15 protein-coding genes and 2 pseudogenes are annotated in these 20,577 nt (G+C 73.4%); 10 read left to right on the top strand and 7 right to left on the bottom strand.

Going from position 1 to position 20,577, the window contains the following annotated elements; genetic code table 11:
- Nucleotides 1-29 precede the first annotated feature (29 nt).
- Complete coding sequence (locus ACWDZ4_RS31515; RefSeq protein WP_028814016.1) at nucleotides 30-224, bottom strand: hypothetical protein; 195 nt, start codon at nucleotides 222-224, stop codon at nucleotides 30-32.
- 262 nt (nucleotides 225-486) lie between these two features.
- On the opposite strand from ACWDZ4_RS31515, the gene ACWDZ4_RS31510 reads away from it, so the two are divergent.
- The 5 genes and pseudogenes from ACWDZ4_RS31510 to ACWDZ4_RS31490 all read left to right on the top strand — a co-directional run bounded on the left by ACWDZ4_RS31510 (nucleotide 487) and on the right by ACWDZ4_RS31490 (nucleotide 7,356).
- On the top strand, nucleotides 487-879 hold the full coding sequence (locus ACWDZ4_RS31510; RefSeq protein WP_451511801.1) for an ankyrin repeat domain-containing protein: 393 nt from the start codon (nucleotides 487-489) through the stop codon (nucleotides 877-879).
- A gap of 255 nt (nucleotides 880-1,134) precedes the next feature.
- A complete protein-coding gene (locus ACWDZ4_RS31505; protein ID WP_451511800.1) occupies nucleotides 1,135-2,553 on the top strand; it encodes a HEAT repeat domain-containing protein in 1,419 nt (472 codons plus the stop codon).
- A gap of 165 nt (nucleotides 2,554-2,718) precedes the next feature.
- A pseudogene (locus ACWDZ4_RS31500) lies at nucleotides 2,719-3,213 on the top strand (hypothetical protein); the annotation flags it as partial.
- 37 nt (nucleotides 3,214-3,250) lie between these two features.
- Nucleotides 3,251-3,754, top strand: coding sequence for a hypothetical protein (locus ACWDZ4_RS31495; RefSeq protein WP_451511799.1), 504 nt, complete (start codon nucleotides 3,251-3,253; stop codon nucleotides 3,752-3,754).
- Entirely contained in the window at nucleotides 3,751-7,356 is a 3,606-nt protein-coding gene (locus tag ACWDZ4_RS31490; RefSeq protein ID WP_451511798.1) for a hydantoinase B/oxoprolinase family protein, read from the top strand. Before ACWDZ4_RS31495 ends, ACWDZ4_RS31490 begins: the two co-directional genes overlap by 4 nt.
- A 38-nt stretch (nucleotides 7,357-7,394) precedes the next feature.
- On the opposite strand, the gene ACWDZ4_RS31485 is transcribed toward ACWDZ4_RS31490, so the two are convergent.
- From ACWDZ4_RS31485 to ACWDZ4_RS31465, 5 genes and pseudogenes are all read right to left on the bottom strand, one after another.
- Nucleotides 7,395-8,264: a 5-oxoprolinase subunit C family protein gene (locus ACWDZ4_RS31485; RefSeq protein WP_451511797.1), complete on the bottom strand. Its 870-nt coding sequence runs from the start codon at nucleotides 8,262-8,264 to the stop codon at nucleotides 7,395-7,397.
- Nucleotides 8,261-8,887 (bottom strand): 5-oxoprolinase subunit B family protein, encoded by a 627-nt coding sequence (locus ACWDZ4_RS31480; RefSeq protein ID WP_451511796.1) that lies wholly within the window; start codon nucleotides 8,885-8,887, stop codon nucleotides 8,261-8,263. The genes ACWDZ4_RS31485 and ACWDZ4_RS31480 overlap by 4 nt, the downstream gene beginning before the upstream one ends.
- A complete protein-coding gene (locus ACWDZ4_RS31475; RefSeq protein WP_451511795.1) occupies nucleotides 8,884-9,648 on the bottom strand; it encodes a LamB/YcsF family protein in 765 nt (254 codons plus the stop codon). The genes ACWDZ4_RS31480 and ACWDZ4_RS31475 overlap by 4 nt, the downstream gene beginning before the upstream one ends.
- A gap of 22 nt (nucleotides 9,649-9,670) precedes the next feature.
- A pseudogene (locus ACWDZ4_RS31470) lies at nucleotides 9,671-9,889 on the bottom strand (D-glutamate cyclase family protein); the annotation flags it as partial.
- 106 nt (nucleotides 9,890-9,995) lie between these two features.
- Complete coding sequence (locus ACWDZ4_RS31465) at nucleotides 9,996-11,273, bottom strand: MFS transporter (protein WP_451511794.1); 1,278 nt, start codon at nucleotides 11,271-11,273, stop codon at nucleotides 9,996-9,998.
- A 177-nt stretch (nucleotides 11,274-11,450) separates the two neighbouring features.
- Here ACWDZ4_RS31465 and ACWDZ4_RS31460 point away from each other — a divergent pair, with 177 nt between their 5' ends.
- The 5 genes from ACWDZ4_RS31460 (at nucleotide 11,451) to ACWDZ4_RS31440 (ending at nucleotide 19,900) form a co-directional block, all read left to right on the top strand.
- Nucleotides 11,451-12,164 (top strand): GntR family transcriptional regulator, encoded by a 714-nt coding sequence (locus tag ACWDZ4_RS31460; RefSeq protein WP_451511793.1) that lies wholly within the window; start codon nucleotides 11,451-11,453, stop codon nucleotides 12,162-12,164.
- Between the two features lie 103 nt (nucleotides 12,165-12,267).
- The gene (locus tag ACWDZ4_RS31455; protein WP_451511792.1) at nucleotides 12,268-13,794 is read left to right on the top strand and encodes a hypothetical protein; all 1,527 of its coding nucleotides are present in this window, start codon (nucleotides 12,268-12,270) and stop codon (nucleotides 13,792-13,794) included.
- Nucleotides 13,791-14,048, top strand: coding sequence for a hypothetical protein (locus ACWDZ4_RS31450; protein WP_451511791.1), 258 nt, complete (start codon nucleotides 13,791-13,793; stop codon nucleotides 14,046-14,048). Before ACWDZ4_RS31455 ends, ACWDZ4_RS31450 begins: the two co-directional genes overlap by 4 nt.
- A complete protein-coding gene (locus ACWDZ4_RS31445; protein ID WP_451511790.1) occupies nucleotides 14,045-15,004 on the top strand; it encodes a hypothetical protein in 960 nt (319 codons plus the stop codon). The genes ACWDZ4_RS31450 and ACWDZ4_RS31445 overlap by 4 nt, the downstream gene beginning before the upstream one ends.
- Before the next feature lie 81 nt (nucleotides 15,005-15,085).
- Nucleotides 15,086-19,900 carry a hypothetical protein gene (locus tag ACWDZ4_RS31440; protein ID WP_451511789.1) on the top strand — a complete coding sequence of 1,605 codons (4,815 nt, stop codon included), beginning with the start codon at nucleotides 15,086-15,088 and terminating at the stop codon, nucleotides 19,898-19,900.
- Nucleotides 19,901-20,009: 109 nt separating this feature from the next.
- Here the strand turns inward: ACWDZ4_RS31440 and ACWDZ4_RS31435 are convergent, their stop codons facing one another.
- The gene (locus ACWDZ4_RS31435; protein WP_451511788.1) at nucleotides 20,010-20,501 is read right to left on the bottom strand and encodes a hypothetical protein; all 492 of its coding nucleotides are present in this window, start codon (nucleotides 20,499-20,501) and stop codon (nucleotides 20,010-20,012) included.
- Between the last annotated feature and the right edge of the window lie 76 nt (nucleotides 20,502-20,577).

Here is a 20,577-nt window from a genome sequence, read left to right as displayed (position 1 = left end):
CCTGGTGGTGTTGAAGCGGGTGTGGCAGGTCAGAACTTGATCCCGCCCAGCAGGCCGGCGAGGCTGGCGCCTCCGGCCTTGATGCTCGGGGCGATGGCCGTGCCCGCGAGGTAGAAGCCGAACAGCGCGCAGACGAGGGCGTGCGACGCCTTGAGGCCGTCCTTCCGGAAGAAGAGGAAGACGATGATGCCGAGCAGTACGACGCCTGAGATGGACAGGATCATGAGGGGTTCTCCTGGTCGAGGGGACAGTCACCATGAGTTCTTCCAGGCTCACAGCATGTAGCCATACGGCAAAAGGTGCAAATGGGTTACTTTTCGGATTTTTCACTGAAGTGGCCGATGTGGGTCCGCTCATCGTGATCTTTGCCGCCGCCGGGCCGGGTCATGTCGGCGGGCGGGCAGTACCCTGGCGATTCACTCGTACGGCTCCGATGTCGTACGTACAGGTCACAGCGGTGAACGGCAGTGGAAGGCGGTCCGTCCGATGAGCGAAACCCCGGATCCCGAGGTGGTCGAGCTGGCTACCAAGATCTTCGACCTGGCGCGCCGGGGCGAGGCCGAGGCGATCGCCGCGTACGTCGACGCCGGCGTGCCCGCGAACCTCACCAACGACCGGGGCGACTCCCTCGTGATGCTCGCCGCCTATCACGGCCACGCCGCCGCCGTGCAGGCCCTGTTGAGCCGGGGCGCCGATCCGGACCGGGCCAACGACCGGGGGCAGACGCCGCTCGCCGGCGCCGTCTTCAAGGGCGAGGAAGCGGTGATCCGCGCGCTGGTCGACGGCGGCGCCGACCCGTCCGCCGGAACGCCGTCGGCCGTGGACACGGCACGGATGTTCGACAAGAAGGACCTGCTGGAGCTGTTCGGCGCCCGGTGACCGGGCGTCGTAAATGTGGTCGCGTCGGCGAAATGGCTGGGTCATCATGACGTCGGATTCACATGCGCGGGGACCGTCGGAAGTCGCCGGACCACGGGAGTGTGAACGGGCCCGCTCCGGGCCCACCGACGAGAGGCAGAGGAAGATGGTCTACAACGGGCAAGAGACGACGGCGGACGACCGGACAGGGTGTCGCGCGGCCTAGGCACGGCACGTATCCCGGTTGCGTCGACAGCTTGATGTGAGGCTCTTTCCATGTTCGATCCAGTCATAGCGCCGAGCGGCACACTGCTCGGCCTCCTGCAGCGGGGCCGCGGCGACGGCACGCTGCACGCGCTCGCCGCGCCGCGCCCCGAAGCGCTCGCGGCCCTCAACCACTGCGTCCTCGACGACCCCCGCCACGACTGGCACGTCGAGAACCGCTCCCTGTACTACGCGCGCCTCTACCTGGATCTCGACGGCGGGCTCGAAGCGATCGAGCGGCACCTCTTCGACCCCGAGGACCTCGTCGACACCGACGAGGGCAGGACCGGCCTCGCCCTCGCCGTGCTGGGCCACCTCGCCTCGTACGGCAGGAACGACGCCGTGGCGCTGCTGCGGCGGTACGCCAGGACCGGGACCAACTGGACCTGGGCCCTCGACGAGCTCGCCCTGCGCGACGACGACACGGGACTGCGCGGCCTCGCCCTGCCCGTGCTCGCCCGGTTCCCCGCCACCCCCGAGGGCGAGGCCGCACTGGCCTCCGCCGTACGGGACGCCTTCGAGCCCCGACCCTGGCGGTTGTGGTCCGAGGACCCGCGCGAAAGCGTCGGCGCCCGCGTGCGGGCGGCCCAGGAGCAGGGGTCGTTCGCCCGCTGGCAGCGGCAGATGCGGCCGTCCGGGCCCCGCCCCGGCTGGAGCGTCCAGGCGGTGTTCGACTGGGCACAGCAGGGCCTGGACCGCGGTACGCCGCTCCATGTGCCGGCCGCCCGGTGCCTGACGGCCGTCGCGGGACCCGCGGACCGGCCCGCGATCGTCGAGGCCGCCCGCAGCGGCCAGGACGGCGCGCGCAGCACCGCCCTGCACCACCTCGCCGCATCACGCGATCCTGCCGCGCTCGACCTCATCGAGGCGGCGGCGCAGAGCCCCTCCCGTACCGTCGCGGAAGCCGCGGTCGCCTCCTTCGAGCGGATGTGCGGCGCCGAGGCGGTGGACCGGGCCCGCGGCTGGGTGCACCGCCCCGACGCCCTGGGGGCGTCGGCCGCCGGCGTGCTCGCCTGCCGGGGCGAGGCCGGGGACGCCCCGCTCGTGCTCGGTGCGCTGCGGGAGACCGTACGGGCGGACGGGCCCGACGCATCGCTCCTGTGGACCCTTGTGGACGGCGCGGGGCGGCTGGGCATCTGCGCCGCGGCGCCCGTACTGCGCCACGTCTACCGGGAGACGGCCTCCTCGCACCTGCGTGGCCGCGCGGCGCGGGCCCTGGCCGCCACCGACCCGTCGTACGCCACCGGCTTCGCCGTCGAGTGCCTGTGGGACTGCGAGGAGACCACCAGAGAACTGGCCGCGCTGCACGCCGAGACCGGCGACGCGCGCGTGGCGGAGAGACTGCGGCGGCTCGCCGCCGATCCGGCCGAGGAGGCCGAGGTGCAGACCGCCGTACGCAGCAGGATCGGGCCCGACGCGCCCGCCGTCTGATCGGGCGTGACGGCGGCTGTCCGAGTGGGTGCGAGGGGCGGCGTGACGGACACGGGGGCCGAACGCGCAGAGGACGTTCCTCGGCCGGACAGATCCAAGCCGGCCGGGCCACTCCCGGCATGACGACAACACGGGTGTGCGTGCCGTCATCGTCACCGGGTCCTTTCCGCCCGCCACCTTGCCGCCCGCGGGCACGACCCGCTCGTCACAGCTCCGGCCGGGGCGGCCGGGCCCGATTCAGATTCCGGTTGTTCCGGTTCGGGTTCTGGTTCGGGTTCTGGTTCGGGTTCCGGTTCCGGTTCCGGTTCGGGTTCTGGTTCTGGTACGAGCACCGGCTTCGACGGCGGAATGCCGTGCCCCGTGGTGCGCGTTCCCTCCCTTCCGCTGTCCGCAGGTGCGCGTGGCGCTGCCCAGCCGGCGAGTGGCCGCCGCGCTCACCGTCCACCGGGCCGGCACCGCCCACCCGGCCAGCCCCTCCGTGCTCGGAGTACGCGGGAGGGCGGCCGCCGCGCGGCTGGGCATCCCGGCCGCCGCCGTCCACCGGACCGACCTCGCCGACTATGCCCGCGTACGTACATGGGCACCGGGGAAGGGACCGCCTGGCGGCGCATACGGGCCGTACACAGCGCGGCCGACCGGACCCCCGCGCCCTCCACGGCGCCATACCGCTGACGGCCTGTCTGCCGGCCCCGGGACCGTGCTGGGCCTGCCGGCCCCGCTCGCCCGTCCGCCGGCCCGCAGGCAGCGGGCCGTCGACACCGTGGCGCACGCCCTCTCCGCGCACTACGGCGCCGTAGACCTGCACATCGCCGAGGGGCCCTGGACGGCCGACCGCGGCCTCCGGAGCCCGGACAGGCTGCGCCCGGGCGAGCGCGGGCACCGGCTGATCGCCGCTCGCTTCCACGCCCTGCCGGCCGCCGAGGGGCTCGCGACCGGAGAACCGCCGGGACGCGAACCCGAGCAGCCCCCGCCCACCCGCGCGGCCGCCCTCCTGCGGCCTCTGACGGCGGACACCGGCCGGCTGACGCGCCGGTCCACCGGCCTGCCGCCGCAGCTGCTGGGCCTGGCGGTCGAGGAGGTACGGCACGGGGCACGCGGGACCGGCGCGCGGCTCGGTCTGCGGGCTTCCCGGGCGCTCTCGGCCGCGCTCGCCGCCGTACCCGCGCCGACTGCGCCGCCCCTTGCCAGAATGAGGGAATGAGCGGGCGCTGGGAATTCTGGATCGACCGTGGCGGTACTTTCACCGACGTGGTGGGCCGACGCCCGGACGGGAGGCTCCTCACCCGCAAACTGCTCTCGCACGACCCGGAGCGCCACCGGGACGCGGCCGTCGCCGGAATCCGGCTGATGCTGGAGCTCGGGCCGGACGAGCCGGTCCCGGCCGACCGGATCGACACCGTGAGGATGGGCACGACGGTCGCCACCAACGCGCTCCTGGAACGGCGCGGCGAGCCGACCGTGCTCGTCGTCACCGAAGGCTTCCGGGACGCCCTGCGGATCGCCTACCAGAACCGTCCCCGGCTCTTCGACCGCCGCATCGCCCTGCCCGAGGCGGTGTACGAGCGGGTCGTCGAGGTCCCGGAACGGATCGACGCGCACGGAGCGACCGTACGGCCGCTGGACCTCGCCGCCGTCACCGGGCGGTTGAGCGCCGCGCGGAGCGACGGTTTCCGCAGTGCCGCTGTCGTGCTGATGCACGGTTACCGGCATCCCGCGCACGAGTCCGCCGTCGCGGCCGAGGCACGTCGGCTCGGGTTCACCCAGGTGAGCTGTTCGCACGAGGTCAGTCCGCTGATCAAGCTGGTGCCGCGCGGTGACACGACCGTCGTGGACGCGTACCTCTCACCGGTCCTCCGCCGCTACGTCGACGAGGTCGCCAAGGAACTCGAAGGCGTCCGCCTGATGTTCATGCAGTCCAACGGCGGACTGCGCGAGGCGGCACACTTCCGCGGCAAGGACGCCGTGCTCTCCGGCCCCGCGGGCGGCGTCGTCGGAATGGCCCGTACATCGCAGCAGGCCGGGTTCGAGCGTGTCATCGGTTTCGACATGGGCGGCACCTCCACCGACGTGTCGCACTACGCCGGCGCGTTCGAAAGGGACTTCGGCACGCAGGTCGCGGGCGTACGCATGCGTGCTCCGATGATGAACATCCACACCGTCGCGGCGGGCGGCGGCTCCGTGCTGCACTTCGACGGCCGGCGCTACCGGGTCGGTCCCGACTCGGCGGGCGCCGTCCCGGGGCCCGCCTGCTACCGGCGCGGCGGCCCGCTCACGGTCACCGACGCCAATGTGATGCTCGGACGTGTCCAGCCGGACCACTTCCCCGCGGTCTTCGGACCGCACGGCGACCAGCCCCTGGACGCCGGGGCCGTGCACCACGGGTTCGCGCGGCTCGCCGACGACGTCGCCGAAGCGACCGGTGTACGGCGCAGCCCCGAGGAGGTCGCGTCGGGCTTCCTCGACATCGCCGTCCTGAACATGGCGAGCGCCGTCAAGAAAATCTCCGTGCAGCGCGGTCACGACGTCACCCGGTACGCCCTCACCAGCTTCGGCGGCGCCGGCGGGCAGCACGCGTGCGCCGTGGCCGACGCGCTGGGCATCAGCACGGTGATCGTGCCGCCGCTGGCCGGTGTGCTCTCCGCGTACGGCATCGGACTGGCCGACGCCACCGCCATGCGCGAGCAGTCGGTCGAGGCGGAGCTCGACGAGGCGTCGCTCGGGGGCGTACGCGAACTGTGCGACCGGCTGGCCGGACGTACCCGTGCGGAACTGCGCGCCGACGGTATCGCGGACACGGCGATCAGCACCCACGCGCGCGTGCTGATCCGCTACGCCGGTACGGACGCGAGCCTGCCGGTGGCACTGGGCGGCGTCCCGGACATGACCGCGGCCTTCGAGGCGGACCACCGCGCACGCTACGGCTTCACCATGGACAAGCCGCTGGTCGTCGAAGCCGTCTCGGTGGAAGCCGTGGGCACGGCCGAACCGTACGTTCCACGGAACGCCACCGGAGGGAACACGCGCCCGGGAACGCCGGCGCCCCGTGCGACGGTACGGATGTTCACGGAAGGGCGCAGGCAGAGCACCCCGCTGTACCGACGCGACGACCTGCGGCCGACGGACACCGTAGAGGGTCCCGCCGTCGTCGCCGAGGACGACGCCACCACCGTGGTCGACCCGGGCTGGCAGGCGGCCGCCGGAGAGCGCGGACACCTGCTGCTCACGCGCGTGCGCCCGCGCCCCGGCAGGACGGCGGTCGGCACGGACGTCGATCCCGTCATGCTGGAGGTGTTCAACAACCTCTTCATGGCCATTGCCGAGCAGATGGGCGTACGCCTCGAAAACACCGCCCACTCCGTCAACATCAAGGAGCGGCTGGACTTCTCCTGCGCGCTCTTCGACACGAACGGCAGCCTGATTGCCAACGCTCCGCACATTCCCGTGCACCTCGGTTCGATGGGCGAGTCCATCAAGGAGGTGCTGCGGCGCAATGAGGGGAGCATGCGACCCGGCGACGTGTACGCGATCAACGATCCGTACCACGGCGGCACGCACCTGCCCGACGTCACCGTGGTGACACCCGTGTTCGACGCGGACGGAGGACCGTTGCGTTTCCTGGTGGCCTCGCGCGGACACCACGCCGAGATCGGCGGAATCACCCCGGGGTCCATGCCCGCCTTCAGCCGTACGGTGCACGAAGAGGGCGTTCTCTTCGACAACTGGCTTCTCGTGAGGGACGGCAGGCTGCGTGAGGACGAGACGCGCGAGCTGCTGGCCGCCGCCCCGTACCCGTCGCGCGACCCGGACACCAACCTGGCCGACCTGCGCGCCCAGATCGCCGCCAACGAGAAGGGAATCGCCGAACTGCGCCGTGTGACGGACCAGTTCGGTCTGGAGGTGGTCCAGGCGTACATGCAGCACGTGCAGGACAACGCCGAGGAGTCCGTGCGGCGGATCGTCGCCGGGCTGCGGGACGGTTCGTACCGCTACGAGACCGACAGCGGGGCCGTGATCCAGGTGGCGCTGCGGGTGGACCGTGAGGCGCGCAGCGCGGTGCTGGACTTCACCGGAACGGCACCGCAGCAGCCGGGGAACTTCAACGCCCCCAAGTCGGTGGTCATGGCGGCCGTTCTGTACGTCTTCAGAACACTCGTCGCCGAGGAGATCCCTCTCAACAGCGGCTGCCTCGAACCGCTGGAGGTACGGGTCCCCGAGGGCTCGATGCTCGCGCCCGCCTACCCGGCGGCGACCGTGGCAGGCAATGTCGAGACCTCGCAGGCGGTGACCGGTGCGCTGTACGCCGCGCTCGGCGTCCAGGCCGAGGGCTCGGGAACCATGAACAACGTCACCTTCGGCAACGACCGCGTGCAGTACTACGAAACCGTGGCGAGCGGCTCGGGGGCGGGCGACGGATTCGACGGGGCCGACGCCGTGCAGACCCACATGACCAACTCGCGTCTCACCGATCCCGAGGTGCTGGAGTGGCGCTGCCCGGTGCGCCTGGAGAGCTTCTCCGTGCGGGAAGGCAGCGGGGGAGCCGGCCGGTGGCGGGGCGGCCGCGGCGCGGAACGCAGGATCCGCTTCCTGGAGCCGATGACGGTGGCGCTGCTCTCCGGCCACCGCCGCGTCCCGCCGTACGGCATGGCGGGCGGCGGGCCGGGAGCGACCGGCAGCAACTTCGTCGAGCGCGCCGACGGCACCGTCACGCCGCTGGCGGGGTGTGACACGGCCGAAGTCGGGCCGGGGGACACGCTGGTGGTCCGTACGCCCGGCGGGGGCGGCTACGGTCGCCCTGGGGGCTGAGGACGGCTGAGGACGCCTGAGGGCTTTCCTGCGGGCTCTCAGCGCCCGCCGGTCAGGACGAAGCGGAGGGGCGTGCCGGGTGCGGCCTGCGCCGCCGCGGCCAGATCCCGTTCCCTGACGACGGCGATCACCGGGTAGCCGCCCGTGGTGGGGTGGTCGGCCAGGAACACCACGGGGCGCCCGTCGGGCGGCACCTGCACCGCGCCGAGCACCATGCCCTCACTCGGCAGCTCACCGGCCGCGGCGCGCTCCAGGGGCGGACCGTCGGTGCGCAGCCCGATGCGGTTGCTCGCGGAGGAGACCCGGTAGACCGCCGTGGCCAGGGTGCGCAGCGCCCGCCCGGTGAACCAGTCCGTACGGGGCCCGGGGCCGGCCCGCAGCACCAGTTCCTCCGGAGGGCCCTGCCAGGGCACGGCATCGGCGTACACCGGTGGCCCCGATTCGTCCCCCAGCGGCAGCACCGCACCGTCGGTCAGCGGCGCGGGGCCGAGTCCCGACAGCAGATCGGTGGAACGGCTGCCCAGCACGGGCTCGGCGGCGACCCCGCCGGCGAACGCGAGACAGCTCCGTACGCCGCGCACCGCATGCCCCAGCTCCAGTACGGATCCCGCCGCCACGCGCACCGGCGCGCCCCAGGCGGCGGGGCGCCCGTCCACGGTGACGGGACACGGCGCACCCGTGACCGCCACGGTGACCGCACAACGCGGCCGTACCGCACATCCGTCGAGAGTCGTCTCCAGGAGGGCCGCCTCCGGCGGATTGCCGACCAGCCGGTTCGCGAGAGCGCTCGCCGGCCGGTCCAGCGCGCCCGAGAGCGGCACTCCCAGATGGGCGTGGCCGGGCCGCCCCCGGTCCTGTACGGACGTCAGCGCCCCGGCCCGTACGACCGCGAAAGCCCGGTCCGTCACAGCTCCTCCGGTACGAAGCGCACCCGGGTGCCCGGTGTGAGCAGCGCGGCGGGCTCCCGGGTGTGGTCCCACAGCACTTCCTCCGTCGAACCGATGAGCTGCCAGCCGCCGGGGGAGGCACGCGGATACACCCCCGTGTACGCGCCGGCCAGCGCGACGGCGCCCGCGGGGACCGCCGTGCGCGGCGTGGCCCTGCGCGGTACGGCGTACCGCTCGTCGAGGCCGGTCAGATAGCCGAACCCGGGCGCGAACCCGCAGAACGCCACCCGGAACACGGCCGCCGCATGAATCCGCCCCACCTCGCCTTCCGGTACGTCCCACAGCTCGGCCACCGCCGCGAGGTCGGGGCCGTCGTAACGCACCGGGATTTCGACCGCGCCCCCGACGCCCGGCGCGAGCGGCGGGATCTCCCAGCCTGCCAGCCGCTGCGCGAAGTCCCCGGGATCGTCGAGGCCGTCGAGCAGTACCGTGCGCGCCGCCGGCACGATCTCCCGCACGGCGGGGAGCGTGCCCTGCGCGCGGCGGCGCAGCAGCTCGGCGTGGAACGCCTCCGCCTCCTCGCCGCTGCCCAGTTCGACCAGCAGGGCACGGTCGCCGGCCGGCAGCGCCCTCAGGGCACTCATGCGAAGGCCTCCACACGGACGCCCGCGTCCTCCAGGCGTTCCCGTACGCGGCGGGCAAGCTCGACGGCGCCCGGGGTGTCCCCGTGCAGGCACAGCGAGCGGGCCCGCACGCCGACCGGCCTGCCGCAGTGCGAGGTGACGACGCCGGACCGGACCATCGAGACGGAGCGTTCGACGACCGTCACCTCGTCGGTGACGACGGCGCCCTCCTGCCCGCGCGGAACGAGCGTTCCTTCCGCCGTGTACGCGCGGTCCGCGAACGCCTCGGCGACGACCGGCAGCCCGGCCTTCGAGGCGATGTCGAGGAACCGTGACCCCGGCAGCCCGAGAACCGGCCGCTGTCCGCCCGCGAGCAGTACACCGCCGACGACGGCGGCGGCCTGCTCCTCGTCGTGCACCACACGGTTGTAGAGCGCGCCGTGCGGCTTGACGTACGAGACGCGCGAACCCGCCGCCCTCGCGAACACGTCCAGTGCGCCTATCTGGTAGGCGACTTCGGCGGCGAGTTCGTCCGCGGGGACGTCCATCGAGCGTCGTCCGAAGCCCGCCAGATCGCGGTACGAGACCTGCGCGCCGATCCGCACCCCCCGCTCGGCCGCGAGGTCGCAGACGCGGCGCATGGTCGCCGCGTCACCGGCGTGGAAGCCGCAGGCGACGTTGGCACTGGTGACGACGGACAGCAGCTGTTCGTCGTCGGTCAGCCGCCAGCGCCCGAAACCCTCCCCGAGGTCGGCGTTGAGGTCGATCGATGCCGAGGTCATGTACGGATCCGTCTCCTGTCCAGGCCACACGGAACTGCTCGCCGCGGGCGTCGGTGATGAACATCCGGCCCGGTGCGTGGGTGATCGCGAAGGGCGGACATGAGGCCGTCACGGCCGCCTGCAGCGTCACTCCGCGGGCCCAGAACACCGGAATGTCACCGGGCTGCGGTTCGACGGGATCGCCGAAGTCCGGCTGCCCGAGGTCCATGATGCCGACAACCGGGCAGGCCGGTGCGCAGATCGGCGCCGGGCGCCGGCGGGGTGGTCCAGGCCCGCGGTCGTCACGCTGACCCCTGCGCGGAACAGATCGCGTGCTTCCCGGGGCCTCTTGGCCGTCGTGGTGACGTTCACCGGAGTTCCCTTCCGCGCGTCTCGGGAAGGCCGAACAGCGCCACTACGGCGAGTCCGTAACCGATGGCACCGAAGACGAGAGCGCCCCCGACTCCCCAGCTGCCCGCCAGGAAGCCGACGAGGGTCGGGAAGAACGCACCCACGGCGCGGCCCGTGTTGTACGTGAACCCCTGGCCGGTCCCGCGAACCGCCGTCGGATAGAGCTCACTGAGGAACGAACCGAAGCCGCTGAAGATGGCCGACATGCAGAACCCCAGCGGGAAGCCCAGGACGAGCACCACGTTGTCCGCCCCGGCCGGGATGTTGGTGTAGGCGAGGATGCAGGCGGCGGAGAGGAACGCGAAGAGCGCGATGTTCTTCTTGCGGCCCAGTCTGTCGGTGAGGTACCCGCCGGTGAGGTAACCGATGAACGCACCCGAGATCAGGAACGCCAGGTAGCCGCCGGTGCCGACGACGCTGAGGCCCCGCTCCGTCTTGAGGTAGGTGGGCACCCAGGTGGCGAGGGTGTAGTAGCCGCCCTGGACGCCGGTGGACAGGAGCACACCGAAAAGCGTGGTGCGCAGCAGGTCCTTCTTGAAGATCGCCGTGAACGATCCCTTGTTGCTGCTCGCGAGACGCCGTTCGGTCGCTTCCGGCGCGTCGCTGACGTGGCGCCTTACGTAGACCACGAGGAGCGCGGGAAGCGCACCGGTCCAGAACATCACGCGCCAGGCCGTGTCCGGGTCCAGGTACTGGAACACCACCGTGTAGACGATGACCGCGAGCGCCCAGCCGATCGCCCAGGAACTCTGGACGACGCCGAGCGTACGGCCGCGGTGCCTGGCGGAGGAGTACTCGGCGACCAGGATCGCGCCGACCGCCCACTCGCCGCCGAAACCGAGGCCCTGGAGGGCACGGAAGACCAGCAGCGTCTCGTAGTTGGGGGCGAACCCGCACAGGACGGTGAACAGCGCGTAGGTGATCACCGTGATCATCAGTGCCTTCACCCGGCCTATGCGGTCGGCGGCGATGCCGGCGATGGCGCCGCCGATCGCGGAGACGACCAGGGTGACGGTCGTGAGCAGGCCGGTCTGCCCGGTGCTGAGACCGAAGTACGCGGAGATCGCCACCATGCTCAGCGGCAGCGTGAAGAAGTCGTAGGAGTCGAGGGCGTATCCGCCGAACGCTCCGCCGAACGCGCGGCGGCCGCGCGGCCCGAGGGCGCGCAGCCAGGCGAACGCCCCCTTGTCGTCGGGGAGTTCGTTCTGCTCCGGCTGTGCCTGGGTGGTACTCATCTGCACCTCGCAGAAGGGGAGGAGGGAGGAGTGCGCTGAGACCGTGCGGTGACGTCACCGTAGGGGATTGTTGAACGATCCGACAAGGCTCATGTCGGCTCGTTCTTGCTTCTACGATGGACACCGCGCGTCACCAGGAGCGGCCGGCGCGGCGAGAACCGAGGGAGAGAGGGCGCTGTGGGCACGACGGAGTCCGAGGCCGGAGGGCTGGCGGACGACCGCCCGCTGCTGGGCCGCACCAGTACGGCGGAGCGCGTCGCGGACATCCTCCGCACCCGTATCGCCGAGGGCTATTTCCCGCCGGGGGAGCGCCTTTCGGAGGACAGCATCGGCAAGGCGCTCGGCGTCTCGCGCAACACCCTGCGCGAGGCGTTCCGGCTGCTGACCCATGAGCGGCTGCTCGTCCACCAGCTCAACCGCGGCGTCTTCGTCCGGGTCCTGGCCGTCGAGGACGTCGAGGACATCTACCGCACCAGACGGCTGGTCGAATGTGCCGTCGTCCGCGGTCTGGGCGCGCCTCCCTTCCCCCTCGACGGCCTCGACAAGGCCGTCACCGACGGCGAGCGGGCGGCCCGCCGACGGGAGTGGAAGGGGGTGTCGACGGCCAACATCCACTTCCACCGCGAACTCGTCGCCCTCGCCGGCAGCCCGCGCACCGACGAACTGATGCGCGGCGTCCTGGCCGAACTGCGTCTCGCCTTCCACGTGGTGGCGGACCCACGTCGGCTGCACGAGCCCTATCTCGTACGGAACCGGCAGATTCTGGAATGCCTGCGGGCAGGCGACAACGCGGCCGGCGAACAACTGCTCGCCGGCTATCTCGACGACTCGCGCACCCAGCTCGCCGAGGTGTACGCACGTCACATCGAGACCGGGAACTGGGGGGCCTGAGCGCCTGCCGGGCCCCTGCCGGACCTCCGGTCCCGGCCCGCCCGCAGGGGTCGCTTCTGCGCCGTTTCGACCGGTGTCAGTGCGAGGACCTAATCTGGGCCACGTGACTTCGCCTGCATCGACGGAATTGGTTCCGCCCCAGCTCAGCGCGGGGCCGCGGCCTGCCCAGGGCCCGGCCGCCGACGAGGGGCTCGCGCGGCGGCTCCGTGCGCTCGCCTGCACGGCGCCGCTCCATGATCTCGACGTCCGCAAGGCGAATCTCGCAGGCGAGTACTCGGTCTACGCGATGGCGGAAGTCGCCCTCGCCGCGATCGATCTGGTCACCCTCAACATGGACTTCGACACAGGTGCCGACCATGAGCAGATAGTGGCCAGACTGCTCCCGCGCGTCGCCGCCCAGGCCCCGCACCGCCCACTCGCCGAGCACGAACGCGTCGCCCGCTGGGTCCTGGAGAACCTGATCAACGTGGGAAGCGTGGACCGCGGCTTCCGCGCGGTCTACGGCACGTTCGGCCCGGACGGCGCCTATGTGCGCAGGGACTACGACTTCAAGCTCATCGAGGAGGTCCCCGGACATGGCGGCAGTGTCTACCTGCGGACCACCGACGAGGCGGTCAACGTCCTCGTCGGCGCCCTCGACACGGATGTCACCAGCGCGCAGATCGCCGCCGAGGTCAAGCTCGAAGTCCTGATCAGCCGGGGCCGGCTCGCCGACGCCCAGCTCGCCGCCGAGCAGGCCCGCTACCGGACCGTGCAGTACGCCGAGACGCTCCGCAGGACACTGGAGGCCACCCGGCGCAATGTGCGCGCCGTCGACTGGCTCAACTCCGTGCCCGACATGATCGCCGAGGCGCTCGACCACGTGGCCGACCGCTACCGGCACGAGAACGCGATCCTCACCAACATCCGCAAGGCGCGCGACGAGGCCGAGGGCCCGGAGAACAAGCGGCGCGCGGCCGAGCTCGTCGACATCGTCAAGGACTGCATCCGCAGGCACACGCAGCTGCAGTCCCGGCTGCTGGAAGCGGGACCGCTGTTCCGCGCCGAGCAGGACCGCCAGGCCTTCGCCGCGCCCACGGCCCGGTCGGGGCTCGATCTGTACGGCCAGCTGGTCGCCCCGCTGCTGCCGCTGCCGGTCGAGCAGGCGATCCGGGTCACCGACGCCTTCTTCGCGCGCGGCACCGGGCTGCGCACGCCCGTCGCCGTACGCGTCGGAGACCTGGTCGACATCCTGCTGACGCCGCCGGTGGAGCGGGAGCACCTGGGCGCCGAGATGCCGGAGCCCGACCTGATCGCCACCCCCGACGACAGCCGCTTCAGCGAGGAGCAGCTGGCGAGCGCGATGGAGCTGCTCGACCTGCCGCACGACGCACCGCGCAGGCTGTCCGGGCTGCTGGCGGACGCCCGGCGCCACGACCCCGAGCTCCCGTACCTCGTCGCGCTGCTCGCGGTCCACGCGGCGAGCCCGCCGGTCGGCACCGCGTACCGGCAGGGCGAGGAACGGCTGCTGTTCGCCGTGGACGACGGCGCCGAGCTCGACGACCCGGAGTTCGGCGGCGCCGACCTGATCGTGGGCATGGCCCTGCTGGACGCGGCCGGGATGACCGCGGACCGGAAGGAGACGGCATGAGTACGAGAGGCCGGACCGCCCTGCCCCGGACCGGCACCCCGGCTCCGCCGCCCCCCGCCCGTCCGGAGCCGGCCCCTTCCGCGGTCGCCGGTCCGGCAGCAGCGATCCATGCCACTGTCCGCGCGCCGCACCGGCAGGCGCCGCCCGGTGACCGTGCCGTCGCTGCCGCAGGTCCGGGCACCCCGTGCGCCGGGCGCGCCACCCCGTCCGTACCCGAAACCGAGAACTTCCGTACCGAGGAGCAGCAGCCGTGAGTGACCACCACGCAGAGCACGCCGACGCGTGGAGGGAGCGACCCGTCGGTGACGCGGCCGACGCGGCCACCGCCGCCGAGCCGGCCGAGACGTTCGCGACCGCTCCCTCACCTCCCCCGCCCGTCGCGAACGGCGCGGTCACGCCCGCCGACGCCGCCGACGCCGCCCGGCTCGTGTCCTTCGGGCTGCAGCCCAAGCTGCTGCCCGCCCGCGACATCGAGTACGCCGACCTCCTCCGCCGCTACCGCGAGGAGCCCGCCTTCGCCCGGCTGGCCGACGCCGTCGCGACCGGGCTCGGGCTCGTCGTCCTCGAGGTCTCCCCACGCGCCGGCATGGCGGTCTCCGCCGGAGAGGACTCCGTCTTCGCCGTCCGCATGGGCGACTACGCCCGGCGTGCCTCCGCCGACTCCGCCGACCGGTTCCTGCACGGCCTCGCCCACCTGGCTGTCGCCGCGCTGGCGTTCCCCCGCCCCGAAGACCTCGCCGACGACAACTACATCGGCCGCATCACGGTCAACGGCGTCGACGCCTTCGTACGGCAGGCCTGCCGCCGTCTCGAGGACCGCGCCGACGCCGAGGGCGACAACACCGACCCGGCCACCGACGCCCCCGGCCTCGAAGCGGCCTGGCGGATATACGCCCGTCGCAGCGCGACCGGCGCCACCAAGGACGCGCGGCGGCTGGCCGGTTCCACCACCGGCATCGTCGGCAAGGCCGTTGCCTTCCTCACCGACTCCGGCTTCCTGCACCGCACGGGTGACGACGCGGGAGGGGCGTACCGCACCACCGCCCGCTACCAGCTGCAGGTCCGCGACATGGCGGGCAGCGCCGCCATGGCCGAGCTGCTGGAACTGGGCGTGGTGCCGGTGACCGACGGCAGCGCGACGCTGGTGCCGCCGCCGGACGCCGACGACCTCGAACTGACCGCCGAGGCAGGCCTGCCCTTCCACGCCTGATCCAGCCGGTCCCGGCCGGTTTCCGGCCGGCCGGTCATCGCACACCTGCCGCTTCACGACTTACGACGAGAGTCCGCCGCCATGTACGAGTTGTCCCGGGTCCGCCTCTACTCCATCGGGCCCGCCGGTGCGCGCTACGCCGACACCGTGCTTGACCTGCGCGGAGTCGGCAAGCCCGTCCCCAACCCCGCCCCCACCCAGGCGGAGTTCTTCGAGGAGGATCCGGTCGGCCCGCCGCGCAGGCCCGCGCCCGCCGGCGTGCTCTTCCTGGAGAACGGCGGCGGCAAATCCGTCCTGCTCAAGCTGATCTTCTCGGTGATGCTGCCGGGCCACCGCAACACACTCGGCGGCGCGAGTTCCGGCGTGCTGCGCAAATTCCTGCTCGCCGACGACTGCGGGCACGTGGCACTGGAGTGGCAGCACACGCTCACCGGTGAGTGCGTGGTCGTCGGCAAGGTGAGCGAGTGGCGCGGGCGGCAGGTGTCCAACGACCCACGGAAGTTCGCGGAGGCCTGGTACTCCTTCCGCCCCGGCCCCGGGCTCAGCCTCGACTCGCTGCCGGTCGCCGAGTCCACCGCCGTCCGCACACCCGGCGAGGGCGCTTCGGGCGCGAAGGGCCGCCGCCGCACCATGAAGGGCTTCCGTGACGCGATCACCGAGGCGGGCAAGGTGTACCCGCACCTCGACATCCACTGGGAAGAGATCCACGACCGCTGGAACGAGCACCTCGGAGACCTCGGCCTCGACCCCGAGCTCTTCCGCTACCAGCGCGAGATGAACGCGGACGAGGGCGAGGCGGCCGGTCTCTTCGCGGTCAAGAAGGACTCCGACTTCACCGACCTGCTGCTGCGTGCCGTCACCGACACCAGGGACACCGACGGCCTCGCCGACCTCGTCCACGGCTTCGGCAACAAGCTCGGCCGCCGGGCCGAGCTCACCGCCGAGCGGGACTTCACGGCGGGCTCCGTCGACCTGCTCGGACGCATCGTCGAGGCGGCCGGGACGCGCGTGCGCGCCCGCGACGTCCACGCGGGCGCCGAGCGAAGAACCCGTACGCTCGCCCGAAGGCTCTCGGCGCGCGCCGCCGAGGAGCGCGGCCGGACCGCCGAGCTCGCCCAGCAGGTCACCGCCGCCGCGCACACCGTCACCGAGGCCGAGCAGGCCCGCAGCCGCAGCTCCCTCATCGCCAGCGAGCTGGCCTACCGGCACGCCTCGCTGGCCCTCACCGCCGCGGAGAAGGCGGCGGGCGCGCAGCGCCGCGAGCTGGCCGACGCCCGTACGCTGCACGCCGCCTGGCAGGCCGCCGAGGCCGTACTGCGCCACCGCGCCGCCGCGGACCGCTCCGCGCGCGTGGCCGTCGCCATCCGCGAGGCAGAGCGGGACGCCGCCCCGGCGCTGGCGGCCCGTGCCACGGCCGCAGGCGAGCTCGTACGGGCCCTGCACGCGGCGGCCGAGGACGGGGAACGCGTGGCCGCCGAGGAGGAAGAGCGCTCGGCCGCCCTCCAGGAGGCGGGCGAGGCGGCGCACCGCGACGCCACCACGGCCGCCACCCAGGCGCAGCGCGCCCGCAGCGAGGCCGGGCACCTGCGCCAGCGCCTCGCCGAGGTCGAACAGGAGACGGCGGAAGCGGTACGCGCCGGCTGGCTCGACGACACGGCTCCGGACGCCGACCCGGCGCGGGCGGCGCTGGCCGCCACCGACGCGGAGAAGGCGGCGGTCGCCGCCTGGGACACGGCCCGTGAAGCGGCCCGTGCGACGGGGGAGCAGGCGAAGGAGGCCGCAGGCGCGGAGGCCCGCGCCGAACTGGCGGCGGCCCGCGCGGCGGACGCCGCACAGGGCGCGCAGCACGCGTACGAAGCGGAGCGCCGCGCGGCGCAGTCGCTGGCAGCGGAGGACCGCCTGGCGGAGCTGCTCAGTCTGCCGGCGTCCCATCCTGCCGCCGCCGTACCGCAGCCCCGTCGGGGCACGGCCGGAACGCCGCCGGACGGCACCGCCGCCACTGCGGCGGCACGCCCGGACGGCACGGCCCCCGCAACCGCCGACGGCACGACGAGCCCGGCGGACAGCGACGCCGGCGCCCGCACGGACGCGTTCGGCCGGTCCGCCGCTTCCGCGGTCGCGTCCGCGCAGTTCCAGTCGGCCCGCGTCCCCCGCCGCGCCGCCGAGGGCCCGCTCACGGTCGAGGAGCTGGACCGTAACGCCGAGGACCTCCTCACTCTGCTCGACCAGAGCATCACCTCCGCCGAGCGGAAGCTCTTCGACCTGCGTACCGCCGCCGCCGACGACGCGCGCATCCTCGGGGCACTCGGCGACGGAGGGCTGCTGCCCCCCGGCCCCGACGTCCTGGCCACCGTCGAGTTCCTCGGCGAGCACGGCATCCCCGCCCTGCCGGGCTGGCGCTACCTCGCGCAGGCCGTCGACCCCGCCGACCACGCCGCCGTGCTCGCGGCCCGGCCCGAGCTGGTCGACGGCGTCGTCATCACCGACCCCGACGCGCACGTCAGGGCCCGGGAAGCCCTCGTCGGCGCCGCGCTGCTGCCCCGCTCGGCGGTCGCCGTCGGCACCGCCGCCGCGCTCCTGGCGCCCGTACCCGCGCCCGGCGCCGCCCCGTCGGGCCGCGCCGACGTCTTCCTCGTACCGCCGAACCCGGCGATGCACGACGAACACGCGGCCGACGAGGAGCGCCAGGCGCTGCGGGCCAGGGCGACCGCCCGCGACGAGGAGATCCGCAGGCTCGCCGCCCGGCTGGCCGGCGACCGTACGCTCGCGGCCCGCCTCGGTTCCTGGCGCGCCGACTGCCCGCCCGGGATGCTCGCCGAACTGGCGGAGGCGGCCAGGAGGGCGGGCGAAGCGGCCGAGACCGCGGAAGCCGCGCTCGCCGAGGCCCGTACGGTCCGTGCCGAGGCCGACGAGGCCGCGGCCGACGCCGCGCGCGTCAGGGACGAACGGCAGGACGCCGCCCAGCGCGCCCGCCGCGTCGCCGACGCCCTCGCGGGCCTCGCGCACCGCCTGCGGGAGCGCGCCGGCTGGCAGGTCAAGGTGCGCGAGCTGACCGAGGAGGCCGCGGAACTGGAGGCCAGGGCCACGGTCTGCCTGGAGCGCGCCAAGGCGGCCGACGAGGACCGCCGCGCCGCCCAGCGCGCCGCCGACGACGCCCACCGGACCGCGCGCGCCCTGCGCGCCGAGCGGGCCGAGATCGCCGGCGCTCCCGAGACGCCGCCGGAGCCGGACCAGGACGCACCGCGCATCGCGCTGCCCGCGCTGCGCGAGGCGTACCGTGCCGCGTCCCAGCTGTACGAGAAGGTCGGTGTCGGCGCCGATCTGCGCGCCGAGCAGGCCAGGGCGGAGAGCGAGGAGAGCGCCGCCCTCGCCGAGCTCAACCGGCTCTCCAACAAGGTCCGCACCAGGGCCGCCCTGATGCTGGAGGGCACGGACGGCGCCGACGGCCCGTCCCGGCAGGCCGCGGTCGCCCGCGCCGAATCCCTCGTACAGATGCTGGAGTCGAGGGCGTCCGCCGCGAGCGAGCAGCTCGGCAGGCTCCGCGGTGAGGCCGAGCGCCTCGCCCCCCAGGACGGCGCGGCGCACACCGAACTGCCCGACGACCTCGTGCCCGCCGACGCGGAGCACGCGCAGGCGCTGCTGCGCACCGCCACCTCCGAACTCGCCTCCCGTACCGACGCCCTGGACTCGGCCCGCGCGGCCCACGCCGAGCTGCTGCGGGCGCACCGCGCGGCCGAGGACGCGGCGGGCGGTTTCGACGAGACGGCGGCGCTGCTGCGCGACCTGCTCAGGGACTACCACCAGGAGGACGAGGCCGCCGAGGGACCCGACCCCTACCCGGGCAGTCTGGAGGAGGCCCGGCAGTCCGCCGCCGAGTCCCGCCGTTCGCTGCGCGGCTGCGCGGCCGACCTGTCCGCCGCCGAGGCCTCGGTGCGCGAGGCGAGCGACGTGCTCGTACGGAATGCCAACTCCACGCGGTACGAGCAGGTACGCACCCCCGCGCGCCAGCAGATCCGCGAGCTGCCGGCCGCCGCGCTGCCCGAGCACGCCGCGGCGTGGGCGGCGGCGTTCGCGCCCCGGCTGCGCGTACTGACCGACGAGCTGGAACAGCTGGAGCGCAATCGCGACAGCATCGTCGACCGGCTCCGGGGCCTCGTGGAGTCGGCCCTGGCGACGCTCCGCTCGGCCCAGCGCCTCTCCCAGCTGCCGGAAGGACTCGGCGAGTGGTCCGGCCAGGAGTTCCTGCGGATCCGCTTCGAGGAGCCGGACCAGGTGACGCTCACCGAGCGGCTCGGCGAGGTCATCGACGAGGCGACCAGCGCGGCCGTCAGGAAGAACTCGGACCTGCGCAGGGACGGAATGTCACTTCTGCTGCGGGGTGTTCAGGCCGCGCTCCAGCCGAAGGGCGTCTCGGTCGAGATCCTCAAGCCGGACGCCGTGCTGCGCGCCGAGCGGGTACCGGTCGGGCAGATGGGCGACGTCTTCTCGGGCGGCCAGCTGCTGACGGCCGCGATCGCGCTGTACTGCACGATGGCCGCGCTGCGCAGCAACGACCGGGGCCGTGACAAGCACCGGCACGCGGGGACGCTGTTCCTCGACAATCCCATCGGCCGCGCCAACGCCACCTACCTGCTGGAGCTCCAGCGGGCGGTGTCCGACGCGCTCGGCGTCCAGCTGCTCTACACGACCGGGCTGTTCGACACGACCGCGCTCGCCGAGTTCCCGCTGGTCATCCGGTTGCGCAACGACGCCGACCTCAGGGCGGGGCTGAAGTACATCAGCGTGGAGGAGCACTTGAGGCCGGGCCTGCCGCAGCAGGACCCGGACGGCGAGACGGTGCACGGCGAGATCACGGCGACACGGATGTTCAAGCGCACGCCGGAGCGGGCCGAGTAGCGGCGACGTCTGCGAGGGGCGGGCTCGGCGCGGCCCCGGGTCCCAGGGCATCCCGGGCCCGCCTGGGCCTGTCCGGGCCCGCCTGGGCCTGTCCGGTCCTGTCCGAGGTTCAGGCCTGGGAGAGCCGGCCCGTCCCCCGCCGGGTCCGCTCCTCCCGTTGCTGTGTCCGGGCGGACCTGCGGGCCGTCCGGCGGGCTTTCCGCCGCTCGCGTCGCAGTCGGCGCGCCGTACTGCTCGGGACCGAGACCACGCCGTGGCGCTGGTTCCACACCTGTCGGGTGACCCATACGTCCAGGACGCCCCAGGTGGCGACCACGGTGCTGCCCACGCTGCTCAGCACCATCGGAAACGCCAGCCACGACCCCGCGAGCGTGGACAGGTAGGCCACCATCGCCTGGATCAGCGTCAGGGACGTGATGAGGACGGAGCGGACGGCTGCTGTACGGACCGGATCGGGCAGCCGCGGCCGTACCGCAGGCTCGTCCACCCACAACTGCCGTTGAGCCCCGGCCGCCTCGGGCTCCGGGAAATCCTCGGCGACCTCGAACGTCACGGGCGCCGCAGACGCCCTGGACGCCGTACGGCGCTCTTCCGTATCCATCGGACCTTCACTCCCCACCACCGCCTGGCGTGCACTCAACTCGGGCGCGCGACGCCCGCTTTCACGAGTGGCTGCC

The sequence above is a fragment of the Streptomyces sp. NPDC003016 genome, assembly GCF_053591455.1.
The sequence above is the reverse complement of the archived record's forward strand: the minus strand, read 5'-3'. Positions and strand labels throughout refer to the sequence as shown.